15 protein-coding genes and 1 tRNA gene are annotated in these 18907 nt (G+C 32.7%); 8 read left to right on the plus strand and 8 right to left on the minus strand.

The annotated features are described in order from the left end of the window. Positions 1 to 168 precede the first annotated feature (168 nt). Positions 169 to 474, minus strand: a complete 306-nt coding sequence (locus ACE3PD_RS07565) for an HU family DNA-binding protein (protein WP_255671098.1) — start codon at positions 472 to 474, stop codon at positions 169 to 171. Positions 475 to 592: 118 nt separating this feature from the next. Between ACE3PD_RS07565 and mutY the strand changes: the two genes are divergently transcribed. Genes mutY through gldD form a run of 4 tightly spaced genes read left to right on the plus strand, consistent with a single transcriptional unit; the run spans position 593 to position 3953 of the window. After that, positions 593 to 1642 (plus strand): A/G-specific adenine glycosylase, encoded by a 1050-nt coding sequence (mutY, locus tag ACE3PD_RS07570; protein ID WP_374401117.1) that lies wholly within the window; start codon positions 593 to 595, stop codon positions 1640 to 1642. 38 nt (positions 1643 to 1680) lie between these two features. Beyond that, on the plus strand, positions 1681 to 2082 hold the full coding sequence (locus ACE3PD_RS07575) for a single-stranded DNA-binding protein (protein ID WP_111567417.1): 402 nt from the start codon (positions 1681 to 1683) through the stop codon (positions 2080 to 2082). 15 nt (positions 2083 to 2097) lie between these two features. Beyond that, on the plus strand, positions 2098 to 3390 hold the full coding sequence (locus ACE3PD_RS07580) for a gliding motility-associated protein GldE (RefSeq protein WP_374401119.1): 1293 nt from the start codon (positions 2098 to 2100) through the stop codon (positions 3388 to 3390). A 2-nt stretch (positions 3391 to 3392) separates the two neighbouring features. After that, the gene (gene gldD, locus ACE3PD_RS07585) at positions 3393 to 3953 is read left to right on the plus strand and encodes a gliding motility lipoprotein GldD (RefSeq protein WP_374401121.1); all 561 of its coding nucleotides are present in this window, start codon (positions 3393 to 3395) and stop codon (positions 3951 to 3953) included. A 39-nt stretch (positions 3954 to 3992) separates the two neighbouring features. On the opposite strand, the gene ACE3PD_RS07590 is transcribed toward gldD, so the two are convergent. Further along, positions 3993 to 4361, minus strand: coding sequence for a heavy-metal-associated domain-containing protein (locus ACE3PD_RS07590; RefSeq protein ID WP_374401123.1), 369 nt, complete (start codon positions 4359 to 4361; stop codon positions 3993 to 3995). 109 nt (positions 4362 to 4470) lie between these two features. On the opposite strand from ACE3PD_RS07590, the gene ACE3PD_RS07595 reads away from it, so the two are divergent. Then, complete coding sequence (locus ACE3PD_RS07595) at positions 4471 to 5340, plus strand: DMT family transporter (protein WP_374401125.1); 870 nt, start codon at positions 4471 to 4473, stop codon at positions 5338 to 5340. Positions 5341 to 5387: 47 nt separating this feature from the next. Here ACE3PD_RS07595 and ACE3PD_RS07600 read toward each other — a convergent pair whose 3' ends face one another. Further along, positions 5388 to 7439, minus strand: coding sequence for a M16 family metallopeptidase (locus ACE3PD_RS07600; protein ID WP_374401127.1), 2052 nt, complete (start codon positions 7437 to 7439; stop codon positions 5388 to 5390). Positions 7440 to 7543: 104 nt separating this feature from the next. Next, entirely contained in the window at positions 7544 to 8869 is a 1326-nt protein-coding gene (locus ACE3PD_RS07605; protein WP_374401129.1) for a M16 family metallopeptidase, read from the minus strand. A gap of 189 nt (positions 8870 to 9058) precedes the next feature. Between ACE3PD_RS07605 and rplU the strand changes: the two genes are divergently transcribed. From rplU to ACE3PD_RS07620, 3 genes are all read left to right on the plus strand, one after another. After that, complete coding sequence (gene rplU, locus ACE3PD_RS07610) at positions 9059 to 9481, plus strand: 50S ribosomal protein L21 (RefSeq protein ID WP_194094158.1); 423 nt, start codon at positions 9059 to 9061, stop codon at positions 9479 to 9481. 19 nt (positions 9482 to 9500) lie between these two features. Further along, the gene (gene rpmA / locus ACE3PD_RS07615) at positions 9501 to 9761 is read left to right on the plus strand and encodes a 50S ribosomal protein L27 (protein ID WP_026711141.1); all 261 of its coding nucleotides are present in this window, start codon (positions 9501 to 9503) and stop codon (positions 9759 to 9761) included. A 123-nt stretch (positions 9762 to 9884) separates the two neighbouring features. After that, positions 9885 to 9966 (plus strand) — tRNA-Leu (locus ACE3PD_RS07620). 98 nt (positions 9967 to 10064) lie between these two features. On the opposite strand, the gene ACE3PD_RS07625 is transcribed toward ACE3PD_RS07620, so the two are convergent. From ACE3PD_RS07625 to ACE3PD_RS07640, 4 genes are read right to left on the minus strand one after another with little or no spacing between them, the layout of a single operon-like run. Further along, positions 10065 to 12953: an alpha-amylase family glycosyl hydrolase gene (locus tag ACE3PD_RS07625; RefSeq protein WP_374401132.1), complete on the minus strand. Its 2889-nt coding sequence runs from the start codon at positions 12951 to 12953 to the stop codon at positions 10065 to 10067. Between the two features lie 56 nt (positions 12954 to 13009). Continuing rightward, positions 13010 to 14101: a SusE domain-containing protein gene (locus ACE3PD_RS07630; RefSeq protein ID WP_374401134.1), complete on the minus strand. Its 1092-nt coding sequence runs from the start codon at positions 14099 to 14101 to the stop codon at positions 13010 to 13012. A 19-nt stretch (positions 14102 to 14120) separates the two neighbouring features. After that, positions 14121 to 15668 (minus strand): RagB/SusD family nutrient uptake outer membrane protein, encoded by a 1548-nt coding sequence (locus ACE3PD_RS07635; RefSeq protein WP_374401136.1) that lies wholly within the window; start codon positions 15666 to 15668, stop codon positions 14121 to 14123. A gap of 10 nt (positions 15669 to 15678) precedes the next feature. Then, the gene (locus ACE3PD_RS07640; RefSeq protein WP_374401138.1) at positions 15679 to 18738 is read right to left on the minus strand and encodes a SusC/RagA family TonB-linked outer membrane protein; all 3060 of its coding nucleotides are present in this window, start codon (positions 18736 to 18738) and stop codon (positions 15679 to 15681) included. Positions 18739 to 18907: the final 169 nt, after the last annotated feature.

Below are 18907 nucleotides of genomic sequence, written 5' to 3' on the forward strand. Positions count from 1 at the left end.
TTTCAATGAACTTTTTTTCTAAAAAAGAAAAAGTAGTTTTAAACTACTTTTTCTTTTTATGACGGTTTGCTCTCGCTCTTTTTTTACGTTTGTGAGTTGCTACCTTATGTCTTTTTCTTTTTTTACCACTTGGCATAACATGTTGGTGTTTAGATTAATAAATAGTTTTTATACTGTAACTTCTGTTTTTTCTTTAACGCTTTCTACAAACACTTTAGCAGGTTTAAATGCTGGAATGTTATGTGCAGGGATTTTAATTGTAGTATTTTTAGAAATGTTTCTTCCTGTTTTTTCAGCTCTTGTTTTGATAATAAAACTTCCAAAACCTCTTAAATAAACATTGTCACCAGTTTCTAACGAGTTTTTCACTTCTTCCATAAAAGTCTCAACTGTTGCTTGAACATCTCCTTTTTCAAGTCCTAATTTCTCTGAAATTTTCGCTACGATATCTGCTTTCGTCATTTTCTTTCGTATTTTTATTTTGTGTATTTTTTTGAGTTTGCAAATATAAGAATTAAAAAAACAATAAATCAACGTTAATTGATTAAATTTTAATTACTAAAGATTTATTTTTGTCGTCTCATTAAAAAACATGGAATTTTCTAACTCTTTAATTCATTGGTATTTACAGAACAAGCGCGATTTGCCGTGGCGAAACACAACCAATCCTTACTGGATTTGGCTGTCTGAAATCATGCTTCAACAAACGCGAGTAGCGCAAGGTTTGCCCTATTTTTTAACATTTACCGAAGCTTTTCCAACGGTTTTTGACTTAGCTAATGCTGATGAAGAACAAGTCTTAAAATTATGGCAAGGTTTAGGCTACTATTCAAGAGCTAGAAACCTTCATGCAACTGCAAAACACATCGCTTTTGAATTAAATGGCGAATTTCCATCAACTTATAAAGAGTTGTTACAATTAAAAGGTATTGGAGAATATACTGCAGCAGCTATTGCTTCTTTTTCATTTAACGAACCTGTTGCGGTATTAGACGGTAATGTTTTTAGAGTATTGAGTCGTTATTTTAATGTAGATAGTGATATTTCTGTTCCGAAAACTAAAACAGAATTTCAACAATTGGCTCAGGAAGTACTTGTAAAAGAAAATCCTGCTTTATTTAATCAGGCAATTATGGAGTTTGGTGCATTGCAATGTGTTCCGAAAAATCCAAATTGCGAAGCTTGTATTTTAAATTCAAGTTGTGCCGGACTTCAATACAAAAAAGTAAACGAACTTCCGGTTAAAACCAAGAAAACAAAAGTAACTCCTCGTTTCTTAAATTATTTAATCTTAAAAGATTCCGATTCAAATTTCATTGTTCAAAAGCGCGAAGGAAAAGGAATTTGGGAAAATTTGTACGAATTTCCAGTTTTTGAAACCGAAAGTCAATTATCGGAAAATGAAATTATCGAACAAGTTTCTAAAATGGAATTCTTTAGTTTGAAGCCTGTTGAGGTTATATCACTTCACAACGATGTTAAACTGCATAAGTTATCGCACCAACATTTAAATATTCGCTTTTTTGAAGTACAATTCGATTCAAAATTACCTGATTCAAAACCACTTACAGAAATTGAAAAACTTCCTTTTCCAATAGTAATTCACAATTTTATCGTTGCAAATTATTGTAATTCACTTTAAATTACTATTTTTGATTAACCCTAATAAATATATAAGCCATGAACGGAACATTAAATAAGGTTATTTTGATAGGTCATTTAGGTGACGAAGTTAAAATGCACTACTTTGAAGGTGGTAATTGTATCGGACGTTTTCCTTTAGCGACAAACGAAGTGTACATCAACAAAACTACTGGAGAAAAAATTACTTCTACAGAATGGCACAACATTGTTGTTCGAAATAAAGCAGCCGAAATTTGCGAAAAATACCTTTCTAAAGGCGATAAAATTTACATTGAAGGCCGTATCAAATCGCGTCAATGGCAAGCTGAAGATGGTGCTACAAAATACACTACTGAAATTCAGGTAACAGAATTTACATTCTTAAATACCAAAAAAGAGACTGATTTAAGTAAATCATCTTTACCAACAGGTAGCGCACCTGACGATTTTAATGTTTAACTAAATTGATGTAATTTGGATCCTGATCCTGCCAGTTTTCTCCATTCGATAGATTTTGAATTCCTTTTTGGAATAATCGCAATTGTGGTATTGCTTGCTTGTTCTGCCTTTATATCGGGCTCAGAAGTGGCACTTTTTTCTTTGTCTCAAAAGGATATTGACGATATTTCAAACAAAGATTACAACAGCGGAACACTTATTTCAAGATTATTAGAAAAACCTAAAAAATTGTTAGCAACCATTTTAGTGGCTAATAATTTTGTGAATATTGCCATCGTAATTATTTTCTCTTCTTTTAGCGGACGTTTGTTTAACGGAATCGAATCTTCTGTTCTTCGATTTGTTTTGGAGGTTGTAGTGGTTACGTTTTTTATCTTGCTCTTTGGAGAAGTTTTACCAAAAATTTACGCCAATCGAAACAATATGGAGTTTGCTAAAAAAGTTGCAATTCCTATTTCGATTATGAATAACATTTTATCTCCGATTAGTGTACCAATGCGAAACGGAATTCTTTTTATCGAGAAGAAACTCAATGTACAAAAAGGAAATTTTTCGGTTGATCAACTTTCTCAAGCGCTAGAATTAACATCGCAAAACGATACTACTGATGGCGAACAGAAAATCTTAGAAGGAATTGTAACTTTCGGAAATACCGAAGTACGCCAAGTAATGAGTCCGAGAATTGATGTTTTTGCTTTGAATATCGAAGAAAGTTTCGCGCAAGTAATGCCAAAAATTATCGAAAAAGGCTATTCTCGAATTCCGGTTTACAAAGAAAATATCGATCAAATAGAAGGTATATTATTTATTAAAGATTTGATTCCCCATATCGATAGCGAAGATTTTGAATGGACCAAATTATTACGCCAACCATTCTTCGTTCCAGAAAACAAAAAGTTAGATGATTTATTGAAAGATTTTCAAGGCATGAAAAGTCACTTAGCGGTTGTGGTAGATGAATATGGAGGAACTTCGGGAATTATTTCTTTAGAAGATGTTTTAGAGGAAATTGTTGGCGATATTAGCGATGAATTTGATGATGAAGATTTGATATATTCCCAAATTGATGATAAGAATTTCCTTTTCGAAGGTAAAATTAGCTTGAAAGATTTTTATCGAATAATTGAAGTGGACGAAAACGAATTCGAAAGCAAAAAAGGTGAAGCCGAGACTTTAGCTGGCTTTTTACTTGAGATTTCTGGAAATTTCCCTAAAAAAAGACAGAAAATAACGTTTCATAATCTTATTTTTACCATCGAAAATGTAGATAAGAGAAGAATAAAACAAATAAAAGTTACGTTATTGTAATTATGATACAAAATATAGCAAGATTAAGTTGTTTGGGATTGTTTTTAAGTTTGATTTCTTGTGGAGATGAAACCTTACCAAAACCAAAAGGACAATTAAGTTTAGAATATCCAAAAGCCAAATATTCTAAATTAAATTCGGATTGTTCCTTTACTTTTGAGAAAAACAATTTAGCCTTAATCAAAGATAAATCATGCGCTTTTGAAATTAATTATCCAAAGATGAAAGCTACGATTTACTTGACGCACAAATCAGTAAACAACGATATTGATAAATTATTACGCGATGCTCAAAAACTAACTTACGACCACGTTGTAAAAGCAGATGATATTCTAGAACAACCTTTTATTAACGACAAGAAAAAGGTATACGGAATGTTTTATGAAGTAGGTGGAAATGCAGCAACTAATGCACAATTCTATGCTACCGATAGCACAAAAAACTTCATTGTGGGAAGTGTATATTTTTATGCAAAACCAAATTTTGATTCCATCTTGCCTGCCGCTCAATATCTAAAAGAAGATATGCGAAGAATTATGGAAACCTTAGAATGGAAACAATAAAAAAAAACGCCTTGAGATAATCGAAGGCGTCTTTTTTTATTACATTTTTTTCGATTCCGTTACTTTGTAAGAATCACCTCCAGCAACGCCTTCAATGGTTTTAGTCAAAGATTCTAACGATTGTTTTTCAGCATCGAATTTTACAGTTGCAATTTTAGTGTCGAAATCCACAACTGCTTGTCCAACACCTTCTTGTGCTGCTAATTTGTTTTCAATAGTTTTGGCACAACCCATAGCACAAGTCATTCCGTCGATAGTAAAACTTGCAGTTTGCATTTTGGCTAAATCCGCTTCAGAAACAATTTCTTTTTTAGTTTCTTCAACTGCTACTTCTTTGTTTTCTTGTTTACAACTTGCAAAAGAAAGAGCTACTATAAAAGCAAAGCCAATATTTTTTAAATTTTTCATAGGAATATTTTTAAATTAAAAGCCTCTTGATAAAGACTTTGCAAAATTACTAAAAATCATAGTGCATTTTTAAAAATAAAGCCTGAATTTTGAAACATAAATTTGTGTTATGGAAAACAATTCAACAAAATGGTATTTATTGGTCTTTTTAGGATGCGTTTGGGGTAGCTCATTCATTTTAATGCAATTAGGATTAAAAGGAGTGAATTCAATTCAATTAGGAAGTTTAAGAATTCTTTTTGCTGCATTATTTCTAATTACCGTTGGATTTAAACACATACCCCAAATTCCATTGCATAAATGGAAATACATTGCATTAACAGCTTTATGTGGCACCTTTATTCCTGCATTTTTATTTGCTTTTGCGCTTTCAAAAATTGACGGCTCTATCAGTTCTATTTTAAACTCATTAACTCCGTTAAACACCTTATTAGTAGGGTTGCTGTTTTTCGGAATGAGTGTTCAACGAACTCAAGTTTTCGGCGTCATTATTGGATTTATTGGTTGTGCTTTGTTAGTGTTATTTGGTGAAGGAGAAAACACTACTGAAAATTATTATTATGCCATTTTAGTTGTAATAGCTTCTGTTTTTTACGGGGTAAATGTCAATTTAATTAAAAAATACTTATCTGATTTAAAACCGTTAACCATTAGTACGGGTAACTTCTTGATTATGTTTTTTCCAGCTTTAATCGTTTTGTATTTTACTGGTTTTTTTGATATTGTTCACGAGACTAAAGTACAAACTTCTTTAGGTTTTATTGCCATTTTAGGAATTGTTGGAACTGGATTTTCGAATATTTTATTTTTCAAATTGATTCAGCTTTCATCACCTGTTTTTGCTTCTTCGGTAACTTATATTATTCCTGTGGTTGCTTTTATTTTGGGCTATTTATTTATGAACGAAACGCTTTCGGTAATTCAATTATTAGGAGCTTTAATTGTTTTAGTTGGAGTTTATTTTTCGAGTAAAAAATAAAAAAGCGCCCAATTTCTTGAGCGCTTTCCAGATTCATGTTTTGTTTATTATTTGAAATCTGCATCCGTTACACCTTCGTTAATTTTAACTTCAGTAGTAATTAATTCGATTTCAATACCAACATTCATGATGGTTTTGTAAGGGAATTTCAATCCTTTTACATCTTTATAATCTTGGTAGTAAGTAGTTTGTGTCATTTTTTGACCACCTTGCTCTAATTCTTGAGCTTCAGCCACTTTAAATCCAGTTTTTACATCATAGTAATAAGTAGATTTTCCATTTTTGATAGCATAAGCATCTGTACCATTAATATTTTCAATACCTGTTAAAGTAACATCTTTATCTGTTAATAAAGATAATTCTTTAAAGTTACCTGCCATATCTTGCATGTCTTTCAAATCTTGGTCTTTGAAATCTTTTCTTTGACCTTGTTGTACCATGTAAGCTTCTTTTTCGTTAACAACTTGTTTCATCATTACCATTCCCATAGCCTTCATTTCAACGCCTAATTTTTTAGGAGCTGTTTTTACTACTAATTCTAAAGGCGTTCCTTGAACCGTTCCAGCTGACATTACGGCTAACGTTTTTACATTTTTAACCGCTTTCTCGCCACCAATAGCATTGATGTAGTTGTTAAGTACAGTTTGAGTTGTTACTCCTGCAGGAATTGGCTTTTTAACTTCTGGTTTTTCTGTTGGATTACCATATTTGTCAAAGTAGAAAATTGGTAATTTTTCTCTTTTGCTCATTGTTTCTAAACCAGGTAAAACATCTGCTGCTTTTCCTACGATAACAACTCTTGTTTTATCAGATAAGAAATATTTGTTAGCAGCATTTTTGATATCTTCAGCAGAAACAGCATTGATGTTTTTGATGTAATTTTCGTAGAAATCTTCAGGTAAACCTTGTGTTTCTTTGTTTAAAGCGTAACCCGCAATAGTTGATGGTTTTTCAATTTGCATTACGAAGTTACCTACATATTTTGCTTTTGCATTTCTTAAATCTTCTTCAGAAACTAATTCTGTTTTGATTCTTTTTAACTCATTGAAAAATTCAACAACAGCACTATCCGTTACTGTATTTCTTACTGAAGCACTTGAACGGAATTTGTTGATGTATTTTCCAGCTCCAATTGAAGAGTAAGCTCCATATGTCCAACCATGTTTTTCACGTAAGTTTAGGAATAATCTTCCTTCACCGCCACCACCTAAAATTTGATTAGCTAATAAAACCGAAAAATATTCTTTGTCTGTCATTTTTAAGTTTGACAAGTTAACCAAAGAAATTTCTGACTGTACTGCGTTTGGAGTATCAATAAAGTTGATTTGGCTGTATTGAACGTCTTTAGGATTTGAATAGCTTAACTGTGGAGCAGTAGCTTTTTTCCATGTTCCGAAAAGTCTTTCTACTTCTTTTTTAACTTCTTTAAAATTAACATCTCCTACAATTACTAAATAAGCATTAGCAGGTACGAAATAAGTGTTGTAGTTCATTACAACATCATCTAAAGTAACGTTCTTTAAAGTTTCTTCGCTAGTAAATTCGCCTTTGTAATGTTCTTTTCCAAAAACTAAAACATTTTCAGCTCTTCGTGCAATAGCTGTTACGCTTTTCTCATCTGCTTTTAAACCTTCGATGATTTTTTCTTTTTCTTTTTCGAATTCTTTTTGGTCAAATAATGGGTTTAATGCACCATCTGCCATTAATTCTAAAATTCTTTTTGAATATCTTGAAAGTCCGTTTGCTGAAGCTCCAGAAGCATAAAAATTAATATCTGCTCCTAAGAAGTCGATTTCTTCATTGTATGCGTCTTTAGTAACCGTTTCTGTTCCGTTACCTAACATTCCGCTTAAAATATCAGAAACTCCTTTTTTGTTCCCTTCTGCATAAGGCGGGTTATCTAAAGTTAGATTAAAAGAAACGCGTGGTAACTTGTGATTTTCCACAACTAAAACTTTCAAACCGTTTTTAAGTACAAAACTTTGTGGTTTGTTGATGTTGATCGTAGGAGCTGGTCCTGCTTTTGGTTGTGGTCTGTCTTGTGCTTGCATAGTTATTGTTAAAAATAAACTGGCTGCTATGTATATAAATTTTTTCATATGTTTAAATTTTATTTTTCAGATGTAACGTATGGTATCGCCTTTTTATTTATAGGTATTTGCTTTCGCAAAGGTATTTGTGGCGATTTCATATTCTTCAAATCTTAGTTTTGAGCTTTGTCTTTAGCAGGAACATAATCTAAAATCATTCTTTGGTTTGAATTTAGATATTTTTTTGCAACATCTCTGATTTCTTCTCTTGTGATAGAACGATAAATATCAATTTCAGTATTGATTAAGTTGATATCACCATATAACATATAGTAAGTAGCTAAATTATCTGCAATTCCTTCAACAGAAGCATTGTTACTTACATAGTTGCTTTCGAATTTATTTTGAAGTTTTTGGAAATCTTTTTCAGAAATTAATTCGTTTTGCATTTTTACGATTTCCTCATCAATTTCTTTTAAGATAGATTCCGTAGTATTTTCTCCCATTGGTAAACCATAGATTAAATACATTCCGTAATCTTCTTGACTATAGTTGAAAGCACCAATTTGTAATGCCATTTTTTTATCGTCTACAATTTTCTTGTATAATTTTGAACTTTTTCCATCAGAAAGGTAAGCTGAAATCATATCTAAAACTCTAGCATCACGCGTTTTCATTGAAGGTGTTCTGTAAGAAGCCACTAACATTGGAATTTGAATGTTTGGATCTTGCCAAGTTGCTTTAAATTCTTTAGTAATAGGCGCTTCTTCTACTTTAGTTCTTGTTACTGGTGCTCCTTTTGGAATAGCGCTAAAATATTTTTTCACCCATTCTTTTGCTTGTGCTTTGTCAAACTGACCTGCAATTACTAAAACCGCATTGTTTGGAACATAGAATTTTTTATTAAAAGCTAAGAATTCTTCTAAAGTAGCCGCATCTAAATGCTCCATTTCTCCAATGGTAGTCCATCGGTATGGATGCACTTTAAACATGTTTTCCTTTACAGCTTTAATCAAATTCCCATAAGGCTGATTGTCTACACGTAATCTTTTTTCTTCTTTAACTACTTCATTTTGCGTATCAACACCAATTTGGTTGATTACAGGATGCATTAATCGTTCTGATTCCATCCAAATAGCTAATTCTAGATTGTTTGAAGGGAAAACTTCGTAATAATACGTTCTGTCGTCAGTAGTATTAGCATTATTGTTTCCTCCGTTTGCTGTAACTAGTTTAAACCATTCGCCTTTACCGATGTTTTTTGTTCCTTCAAATAAAAGGTGTTCAAAAAAGTGAGCAAAACCAGTACGGTTTGGTTGTTCGTCTTTTGCTCCTACATGGTACATTACCGATGTAATTACCACAGGTGCAGAATTATCTTGATGAAGCACAACGTGTAATCCATTGTCTAAATCAAATTCCTCGAATGTTACTTTTTGAGCAGAAGCAGTTCCGCCAAGCATTAGTGCAGTACCCAAAGCCATTAAAGATTTTTTCATACGTTATTAATTTGTTTGATATAATTGTAATAAGACGCAATTTCGGGATAATGTTACAATTAAAGCGTGTTTTTATGTTGAAAATTTTTTGAAATTACGATTTCTATTATTTTTATTAAGTAGATAGTTGTTTGGTTTATAAATTATTGTATATTTGCAACCTTAAAATTTTTAACTAAAATCATTGTTATGTACGCAATCGTAGAGATAGCAGGGCAACAATTCAAAGTAAGCAAAGACCAAAAGGTTTATGTTCACCGTTTAGCTTCAGAAGAAGGAACTAAAGTTTCTTTTGATAAAGTTCTTTTATTAGATGAAAACGGAACAGTAACTTTAGGCGCCCCAGCTGTAGAAGGTGCTTCAGTAGAAGCCAAAGTGTTACAACACTTAAAAGGTGATAAAGTAATCGTTTTCAAAAAGAAAAGAAGAAAAGGTTACAAAAAGAAAAACGGTCACAGACAATCTTTCACTCAAATTTTAATTGAAGGAATCGTTGCTGCTGGTGCTAAGAAAAAAGCTGCTAAAAAAGAAGTTGAAGTTGAAGTAACTGAAGCTACTGAAGAAGTTAAGCCAAAAGCTAAAGCAACAAAAAAACCAAAAACTGAAGAATAACATTTAAAAATATTACGTCATGGCTCACAAGAAAGGTGTCGGTAGTTCGAAGAATGGTAGAGAATCAGAATCGAAACGTTTAGGCGTTAAGATTTATGGTGGTCAAGCTGCTATTGCAGGAAACATCATTGTTAGACAAAGAGGTTCGAAGCACAACCCAGGTGAAAACGTTTACATGGGTAAAGATCATACTTTACATGCTAAAGTTGATGGAGTTGTAAAATTCCAGAAAAAAGGAGAAAACAAATCATTTGTATCTGTAATTCCATTCGAAGCTTAATAATTTTATTTAGCAACATATTAAAAACCTCTCCATTGGAGAGGTTTTTTTATTAAAATAAATGTGGTTTGTGTTTGCATATTTAATGCAATTACTTATATTTGCACCCACAATAAAGCATACGCGGGTATGGTGAAATTGGTAGACATGCCAGACTTAGGATCTGGTGCCGCGAGGCGTGTAGGTTCGAGTCCTATTACCCGCACTTAAAGCTCTAACGAAAGTTGGAGCTTTTTTAATTTATGACATCAAAAAAAAGCCGATTGAATACACAATCGGCTTTTTATTAACCTAACTATAAACTTATTCTTTTATTAATTTTTTTGATTGGCTTATACCGTTACTATCTGTTATTTTTATTAAATACATTCCAGTTTCAAGATTAGTAATATCTAGTTGTTGATTAGAGATTACATCTGAAAATGTTTTTATTAATTGTCCAGTTATTGAATAAATCTCAACATGGGTTACGTCTACAGAAAGAGCAAAACTGTTTCGTGTTGGATTTGGATATATGTCAATGTTGCTTTTTATCACTTCTAAATCGTTAGAAGATAAAGTTGAAGGTTTATTTCCATATACTCTAAATTGTCCCGGAGTTAAAGCGATCGTTGCTGTTGGACTTGTAATCGTTACAGGAGTGTTATCCATTAAATTATACCAAGTCATTGGATAGGTATAAACATCTGTTGGAAAACTTGGATTAATATTTTGGTTACCAACAGAGAAATTTGCAATTACTACTACATTTCGCAATTGTGTAGTAGGGTAGGAGTTGTTGTAAACATATAATCTTTGACGAATATTACTTCCATCAGGACTAATTGCAAAATCAGAACTAAATACAGGTTCAGTTGTTTTAAGACTTATCATCTTAGACCAATCGCTTAATATAGCAGTTCTTCTTGCATCAGCTAACCAATTTTCAGTCCATTGTACTTGTTCTTTAGTATCAAGTTTACAATCGCCAGGGAAAAAGGCACTTTCATCATTAATTGTACCATTCGCACAAGTATAGATAGATTGGTTGTTTCCTAGTTCTCCAAAATGCCAAATCATTTTTGGTCCAGGAACTAAAATACTCATAGCTCCTAGAGCTCCCATTCTTGCTAAAGCATTTGTTAGATTTCCATTTACTGGAGCTGTTCCACCGCCATTACCATAAGTTAAGGCTTCATACATCATTCTGTCTTTGTCATGACTTTCTGGATATCCAATTAATCTTTTTCCAGTAAATCCGCGACTTGTATGCCCCATTCTAGAAATATTTTGTGTTGAGAATCCCATAGCAAGTTCTTTATATTGCGTATACATTTCTCCCCACATCATAATTCCTTTGCCTTCTCCTAATCTGTAATTTGCCCATTGCTGTTCTTCATTATCAGTTCCTAAATGTTCAAATATTACATAATGGTCATTATCTAAGCTCCAAGAATAATCTGCATATTCTTTTAATACATCTACACGATCTTGTTGGTATGCATTAGTACATGTATCATCTCCTGAAGTACAGTTTTGTGTAAATCCTTTTGTTAAATCCCAACGGAAACCATCAATTTTATATTCTGTAATCCAATGTTTGATGGTTTGTTTTACATAATTTCTAGTTAGTGTAGAAGAATGATTAAAATCTTCTCCCACGCTATAACTATGTCTTGCTGTAGTGTTAAAATAAGGATTATCACTAGCTGGCCCACCCCAACCGTCTCCATCAGGATCGTTCATCCACATTCTTACCATAGGATTTCTTCCAAAAGCATGATTAAAGGCAATGTCTAATATCACAGCGATTCCATTTTGATGACAGATGTCTACTAATTCTTTGAATTTTTCTGGAGTTCCGTAGGATTTATCTAAAGCCATATGAAAAGCAGTGTTGTAACCCCAACTTTCATTTCCTTCAAATTCCATAACAGGCATTAATTCGATTGCATTAATCCCTAAGTTTTTGAAGTATTGAATTCTATCAATTATGTTTTGATAACTTCTATTGGCATCGAAATCACGCACTAATAATTCGTAAACTACTAGTTTGTCTTTATTTGGTTTTGTAAAGTTGGTTACCTGCCAATTATAAGGAGTTGTTCCAGTTTTAAACCAAGTTACTTCACGTTCTTGTCCGGAAGGATATGTTGGTAAACTAGGAAAATTAGTACTTGAAATGCCTGAATCATCGTATGGAGATAGAACCATAGTTGAGCAAGGGTCAGCAACTTTTACTAAAGCCGGAGAATTAGCAATAGGAGTTTGATCCACTACCCAATATTGATAGGTGTTGTTGGCTCCAGGAGTGAGTCCAGTAAGTTCTAGCCAAAATTTACCATTTGAAGGATCTTTCTTCATTGCAAAGCTACTGTTTGGTGTGTAGTTGTTAAAACTACCAGCCACATAAACAAAATCTTTACCAGGGGCTTCTAAAACTAAGGTAGCTCTAGTGTTGTCGGAAGTGTTGTAGTTGATTCCGTTTACTAAACCTAGGGGGATTGCTTGAGAAGTACTTCCTGGATTTACAATTACTGAAAATCTTCTTGTTATAGTTGTAGCGCCCAATGTTATTTCTAATTCATAACTTGTGTTTGTTGTAATATTTGTATGATTAAAAGTATACGATGTTGTTGTAGCTGTGTTAATGCTCGAGCCATTCGCTTTTAAATTATAACTTGCATTTCCACCTGTATTTGTTGCTGAGATAGTTAAGTTTCCACCAGAGCTCATTATAGTAGAGCTATTATTGGTTGGTGATGTTAAGTTCACCTGAAAAGTTCCAACATTAAAAATAAAATCTCCACAAGATGGAGGTAATTTTAAGGTTTGGCTACCATTTGCATTTCTAAAAACCATCCCAAGTTTAGTTGCATTTGCTTGCTGAGAAGCATTTAATCCAAAATAAACGCTTGGTGTTAAAGTGATACTCCATGTTCCGTCACCATTATTTGTCATTAATCCTACACTGTCATCTTGACCCCAATTTCCTACAACTCCAAAGCCGAATGCGTTTGAGTCATCTCCAACTCCTGCGTGCATATACACCTTAGTGGGAGATGTTCCTAGTTGATTACAAGTATTTGCTGCTGTGGAAACTGTTATAGTAATAGCGTCAGTTACATTAAAACTACTTGGTGTAATAGTTACTTGTGCCTTAACAAAAAGAGTTGTTAAAAATAATAATATATATAGTAGGTTTTTTTTCATAGCTTTTTATTTAATAAAAGGGTTGTCTAATAAAAAGACAACCCTTTTTAAATTTATTATTGTGGTGTTAATGTATACGTGTATGCTCTTGGATTAGACAAGTCTAATTCTACAAGGTAAGTACCAGCGGTTACAACTAAATTTGCTCCACCATAGCTCATGCTTTCGCCCGCATAATCGTCCCCAACTTTATCAGCTTGAAAGCCTCCTAAATTGTATTGTACTGATCCTGCATTCCAAATGTTGTTTGATCTAAATTTGTATTCACCATCAACAAGAGTTACTACAATTGACCATTTTTTAGTTGTTGGATTATAAGTCATTGGTGTAGAAGAATCCCATCCTCCAGGAGTTGCACTTCCAATAATCCCCCAAGTTGTGATTGGAGTAATTGAATACGTTAAAGTTGCTGTGTTTGCTTTAACCCAGTAATATCCAGCTGTTGCAGTACAATTAGTTTCACCAGTGTTTAATAAAACACCTGAAAAAGTACCGTCATCACCCCAATCTGCGCTATCACCATCCCAATCAAAAGTACCATCTGCTTTAGGTCTTAAAAACTTGAACTCTCCATCTAGAGAAATGTATCCTTCAAAATTTGTTTGACCAAATCCAGAAGATGCCATTAAAGGTGCGGTAGGCGGGCTCCACCCTTGGTGATTTCCTGGAACTGCTATTTTTGGTAAATCTGTTGTGTAAGGAGTTACTGTAATAGTAATTACATTTGAGTAAGCTACTACATCTCCATTTGTTCCTAAAGATGATTTAATTCTTACATCCAAATCTCCAGCTGTATAAGGTACTAAACCAGCTGCTAAAGCAATTGCATTTAAAGATTCATGTGTGTATGTGTAAAAACGACTATTTGTTGTTCCTCCAGAGTAAATTGTTGCAAAGTCAGTTCCAGCAAGAGCCATTTCTACTTCGTAATTAATTTCAGTTTGAACACCATAATCAGCATGATCCCAAACTAAAGTTGTAACTTCTGCAGAGGCTGTGGCAGGATTAAGAACATAAGCACTTCCAGTTAATGGAGTTAATAATTCTGGTCCACCACTAGGGTTAATAATTGTTTGATCATCATTTTCACATGACACATTTGCTATAAATAAAATTGCTAATGCACCTATTTTTAATAAATTTTTCATATTTGATATACTTTTAATATTAATAACCAGGGTTTTGAGTTAAATTTGGATTTGCTTGTAAAGCAGTTAGAGGAATTGGGAAAACATTATATGTGCTTGGGATGCTTGTTCCAGTTTGAACGTTACCTTTCCAAGGCCATAGGTATGAACCACCTGTGAATTTTCCAAAACGAATTAAGTCACTTCTTCTGTGTCCTTCTAAATTAAGTTCTCTTCCTCTTTCGTCTAGAATAAAGTCTAATGTAAGATCAGATTCAGTTATTGAAGTAGCATTTGAACGATTTCTTACCAAGTTAACATAAGTTGCAGCTTGACTTAATGTTCCTCCTGCACCTCTTATTGCACATTCTGCATACATTAAATAAACATCTGACAATCTATAAAGTGGAAAATCAGTGCTTGAAAAAACAGTAGGAGTTCCCGAAGAAGAATGGAAATTTGTATTTCTAAATTTAGTTGAAGGATATCCATTTGTCCATTCTTTATAATCATTCATTTCATAAGTATGTCCAGTTGTCCAAAATAAATCAGCTCTATCATCTGTTGAAGAACCTAATGGACCAAATAAACCATACCAAGCTTTAGTTGCTCTGTGACCTGCCCATGCATCATTACCTCCAGGGTTACCAAATAGAGTTGTTGTCATAGTAGCACTATTCATACTACCATTAATGATATAGGTTGTATTTCCAAAACTTTGACTTACAATTGCATCAGCAATTAAAGGAAAAATAATTTCAGAAGACATGTAGTTATCTGCAGAGAAAACTTCTACAAAGTTGTCATCTAATACATAACCACCTTCGTTAATGATTTTATTAATATATGTTAAAGCATCTGTGTATCTAGGAGTACCTGTATATACTTCTGCATTCATATATAATTTTGCTAATAACATTGAAGCAGCATATTTATTAGCTCTACCATATGAATTGGTTTGAGGTAAATTTTCAATTGCTTGAATCAATTCGCTTTCAACAAAATTAAATAACTCTGTTCTTGTTGATTCAGGTAATGGAGTTGAAACACCATTTTGTGCTTCAGTTACTAATACTCCTTTTCCAAAACAATCAATCATGTAGTAATAAGCTAAAGATCTTAAAAATCGAACTTCTGCAACAACTTGATCTTTATTGTCTATAGATACAGAGTTTAATACAACTAATAAGTTGTTACATTGTGGTACTGTATAGTAAACTCTATTGTATAAATATCTGAAGAATTTATTATTTTCATCCCAGTTTGTTGCAGTTGTTAATTGGTCTAAACCATCATCACCCCATCTGTTTTTCATTCCATCTGCAGTAAAATCTTGTAAATTTACAATACCTCTCAAGAATGGAGATTCTCCTGGGTCATCACTAATATCAGAACTACCTGGGCCATTAGGTCCTGACAAAGCAAATGAACCATATAGTTTTGACATAATTCCATTTATTGCATTAGGGTCTTGTGCCAAAAGTTGTTCTAATGATAGTTCTACTACTGGCTCAGTATTTAAATCATCAGTACATGAAAGTGAGACTGATAGTAATGCAATTAAGCTAAATAATTTTATTTTTTTCATAGTTTTTTTTTTAGAAATCTAAACTTAAACCTACTGTGTATACTCTTGGTCTTGGATAGAAATTGTTATCAATTCCGCCAAAATTCTCAGGGTCTTGACCGCCATATTTAGTTACAAGGAATGCGTTATTAACAGCTCCGTAAAGTCTTAAAGAAGCATCTTTATAGAATTTGTTAAATCTATATCCTAAAACTATATTTTCGCATCTTAAGAATGTTGCGTCCTCAACCATGTAATCTGAGAATTTTTCATTTCCATTAAAATTCATGAAAGATGTACTGGCTTCACCTGCATAGAAATCTAAGACATTTGATAAGCTACTAGAGTTTGTTGGTACAGCTGCATTAATCCATCCTGAAGTAAGAATTCTAGAGTTGTAAGTTTGTCCACCAAATTGTCCTCTAAAGCTTGTTCCAAAATCCCAGTTTTTATAGTTGTAGTTAAATCCAAATCCAAAAGTCCATTTTGGGGTTCTTTCTACATAGTAACGGTCGTCATTAGTAATTTGTCCATCTCCATTTCTGTCAACAAATGCTCCTGGGATTACATTTCCATTAGTGTCATATAATTGTTGGAATAACCAAAAAGCATAAGGTTGGTAACCAACAGCATTTACTTGAGAGTTAACATTAGTTCCAACAGGTAATCCACCTCCAGCGTTTAATCTTTCAACATCTCCTAAATCTGTTACTTCAACACTATTGTAGGCAATATTTGAATAGAACTCAAGTGTAGAATTATCGTTAGAAATAGGTTTAATGTTTAAATTAAGTTCAAAACCTTTACCTTCTGTTTTTCCAACATTTGTTATAAAGCTATCACTTAAATACTGTCCAGGAGCTGTAGGAACTCTCGCTAATAAATCAGAAGTTTTGTTATAATAAATATCAAATGCACCACTGATTAAGCTGTTTTTAAAGAAATTAAAATCTAATCCTGCATTTACAGTTGAAGTTTTTTCCCATGTTAAATTTTCATTGAATGGTAATGCCGAATATAAATTTGAACCAGGTAAGTATTGACTAGTTGTACTACCAATTGAGAATAAAGGAATTGATGGATAAAAACCTACACTTCCAGTAATATCTTGTTGACCAGTTCTACCTGCACTTAATCGTAATTTTAAATCATTAACAAAAGTTACGTTTTTAAGAAAGTCTTCTTCTTTTATTTTCCAAGCTAATGCTGCTGCTGGGAAAAACCCCCATCTATCTTCTTCTCTAAATAAAGATGATCCGTCAGCTCTGAAAGAAAGTGTTAATAAATATTTGTTTGCAAAATCAAGGTTTGTTCTACCAAAAAATGATTGTAAATTTAATTCGTTATAATATCTGTTGTTAAGATTATTTGGGTTTATAACAAGTTCTCTAACTCCGGTTGTTGGATTGTATTGATAAATTTCTCTGTTACCATCATTTTTAAAGTTTTGATAAGAATAGCCTCCTTGAATATCGAATTTTTTAAGTAAACCATCCATATTTTTAGTATAAACTAAATAACCATCAAATGTTGTATTTGTGATAGTTTGGTTTTCTTCATAATTTTTTCCAGGATTAAATACGACGTTTGTTCCGTTATATGTTGCAATTGCATTATCAGTAAAAGTTTCTCTGATTTTTGATTCAGAAGCATCTAGCCCTAAATTCACAACTGCTCTTAATTCTGGTAAAAAGTGCATTTTATAATCCATTTCGATATTTCCTAAGAAACGGATACTTCTTTCTGGTCTGCTTCTTTGTTCTAAAAGCGCAACTGGATTGTATTGACCACTTACTACATTTGGATTGCTTGCAGTCATGGTTTGATAATAACCTCCGAAAATACTGTTAGAATCATAGATTGGTTTTGTAGGGTCCATATTAACAGCACCAGCTAAAGCACTTCCTTCATCTATAGCATTTTTGTCAGTGATAATTCCTTTAGCATTAATATCTAATTTCAAATGATTATCAAACATGTTTGGATTCATTTTGATAGAATAAGAATATCTCTCATAATCATTAGTTTTCACGATACCTTCATTTCTAGTGTATCCAATAGATGCTCTAAATGGTAAATATCCAAATAAATTAGCTCTTCCACTGAAGTTGTGATCTGTAGAAATAGAGTTTCTGAAAATTGCATCTTGCCAGTCTGTGTTAGATAATATACGACCTTCAATAACGTCAGGTGTACTTGGATCGTCAACAGTTCCTATTGGTGCATCTGGGTCAGCGACACCTAAATTATTGACTAAATCTGGATGGTATTCTTGAATAAATCTAGAGAATGTATTTCCATCCATCACATTTATTTTTTTAGAAACTTTTCCAAATGAAACACTTGAAGAATAATTAAATTCTGGACTTCCTTTGCTTCCTTTTTTAGTTGTAATTATAATAACTCCATTTGAAGCTCTAGAACCATAAATTGCAGTTGCAGAAGCATCTTTCAAAATAGTGAAACTTTCAATGTCATTTGGGTTTATCAATGATAATGGATTAGAAACCCCAGCAGGAGTTGTATTATCAACTGGTATACCATCAATAACTAATAAAGGACTACTATTAGCGTTTAAAGAAGATCCTCCTCTGATTCTAATATTTGGTGCAGAATCTGGTTGTCCACCATTGTTCGTTATTCTAACACCAGGTGCTTTACCTGTAAGTAACTGATCTGCGGATACAATTGCTCCTTTATTAAATTCCTTTGATGTTATTGAAGTTACAGAACCTGTAGCATCTTTTTTAGTTGTTGTTCCATAACCGATAACAACAACATCTTTTAATTCTTGTTGATTTTCTTGTAAAGTGATCGTTACGGTAGTTTGATTTTCATAAGTTAGAGTTTCATCTTTGAATCCAATATATGAGAATACAATTTTATCTCCTTTTTTGATGTTAGTTAAAGTGAAATTCCCATCAAAGTCGGTAGTAGTTCCATTTGTTGTGCCTGCAACTAATACGTTAACTCCAGGTAAAGGCTGGCTAGAAGAACCATCTAAAACAACTCCTTTTAGAGTGTTTTGAGCCAATAAACCAAAAGGTAACATCAGTAGCAAAAGCAATAACTTTTTTTGCAGTGTTTTCATACAAATTGTTTAGGTTAAATTGTTTTTTAATCGCTTGTAAATTCACTTCTAATGTTAAATTTATGTAAAAATCTATACAAAAAAAAATGAGTTTTGCGAAAAACCTTTCGAAAACGTTTTCGTGTTGAAAACTTTATGGATTTGAGCTATTTTTTAGCATAATATTGCA

Origin of the sequence: Flavobacterium sp. (assembly GCF_041911335.1) — a bacterium.
Taxonomy (GTDB): domain Bacteria; phylum Bacteroidota; class Bacteroidia; order Flavobacteriales; family Flavobacteriaceae; genus Flavobacterium.

Bases quoted from the DNA above. Each gene is read 5' to 3' on its own strand.
- mutY (WP_374401117.1), top strand. From the start codon at position 593: ATGGAATTTTCTAACTCTTTAATTCATTGGTATTTACAGAACAAGCGC.
- ACE3PD_RS07575 (WP_111567417.1), top strand. From the start codon at position 1,681: ATGAACGGAACATTAAATAAGGTTATTTTGATAGGTCATTTAGGTGAC.
- gldD (WP_374401121.1), top strand. From the start codon at position 3,393: ATGATACAAAATATAGCAAGATTAAGTTGTTTGGGATTGTTTTTAAGT.
- ACE3PD_RS07590 (WP_374401123.1), bottom strand. From the start codon at position 4,361: ATGAAAAATTTAAAAAATATTGGCTTTGCTTTTATAGTAGCTCTTTCT.
- ACE3PD_RS07595 (WP_374401125.1), top strand. From the start codon at position 4,471: ATGGAAAACAATTCAACAAAATGGTATTTATTGGTCTTTTTAGGATGC.
- ACE3PD_RS07600 (WP_374401127.1), bottom strand. From the start codon at position 7,439: ATGAAAAAATTTATATACATAGCAGCCAGTTTATTTTTAACAATAACT.
- ACE3PD_RS07605 (WP_374401129.1), bottom strand. From the start codon at position 8,869: ATGAAAAAATCTTTAATGGCTTTGGGTACTGCACTAATGCTTGGCGGA.
- rplU (WP_194094158.1), top strand. From the start codon at position 9,059: ATGTACGCAATCGTAGAGATAGCAGGGCAACAATTCAAAGTAAGCAAA.
- rpmA (WP_026711141.1), top strand. From the start codon at position 9,501: ATGGCTCACAAGAAAGGTGTCGGTAGTTCGAAGAATGGTAGAGAATCA.
- ACE3PD_RS07625 (WP_374401132.1), bottom strand. From the start codon at position 12,953: ATGAAAAAAAACCTACTATATATATTATTATTTTTAACAACTCTTTTT.
- ACE3PD_RS07630 (WP_374401134.1), bottom strand. From the start codon at position 14,101: ATGAAAAATTTATTAAAAATAGGTGCATTAGCAATTTTATTTATAGCA.
- ACE3PD_RS07635 (WP_374401136.1), bottom strand. From the start codon at position 15,668: ATGAAAAAAATAAAATTATTTAGCTTAATTGCATTACTATCAGTCTCA.
- ACE3PD_RS07640 (WP_374401138.1), bottom strand. From the start codon at position 18,738: ATGAAAACACTGCAAAAAAAGTTATTGCTTTTGCTACTGATGTTACCT.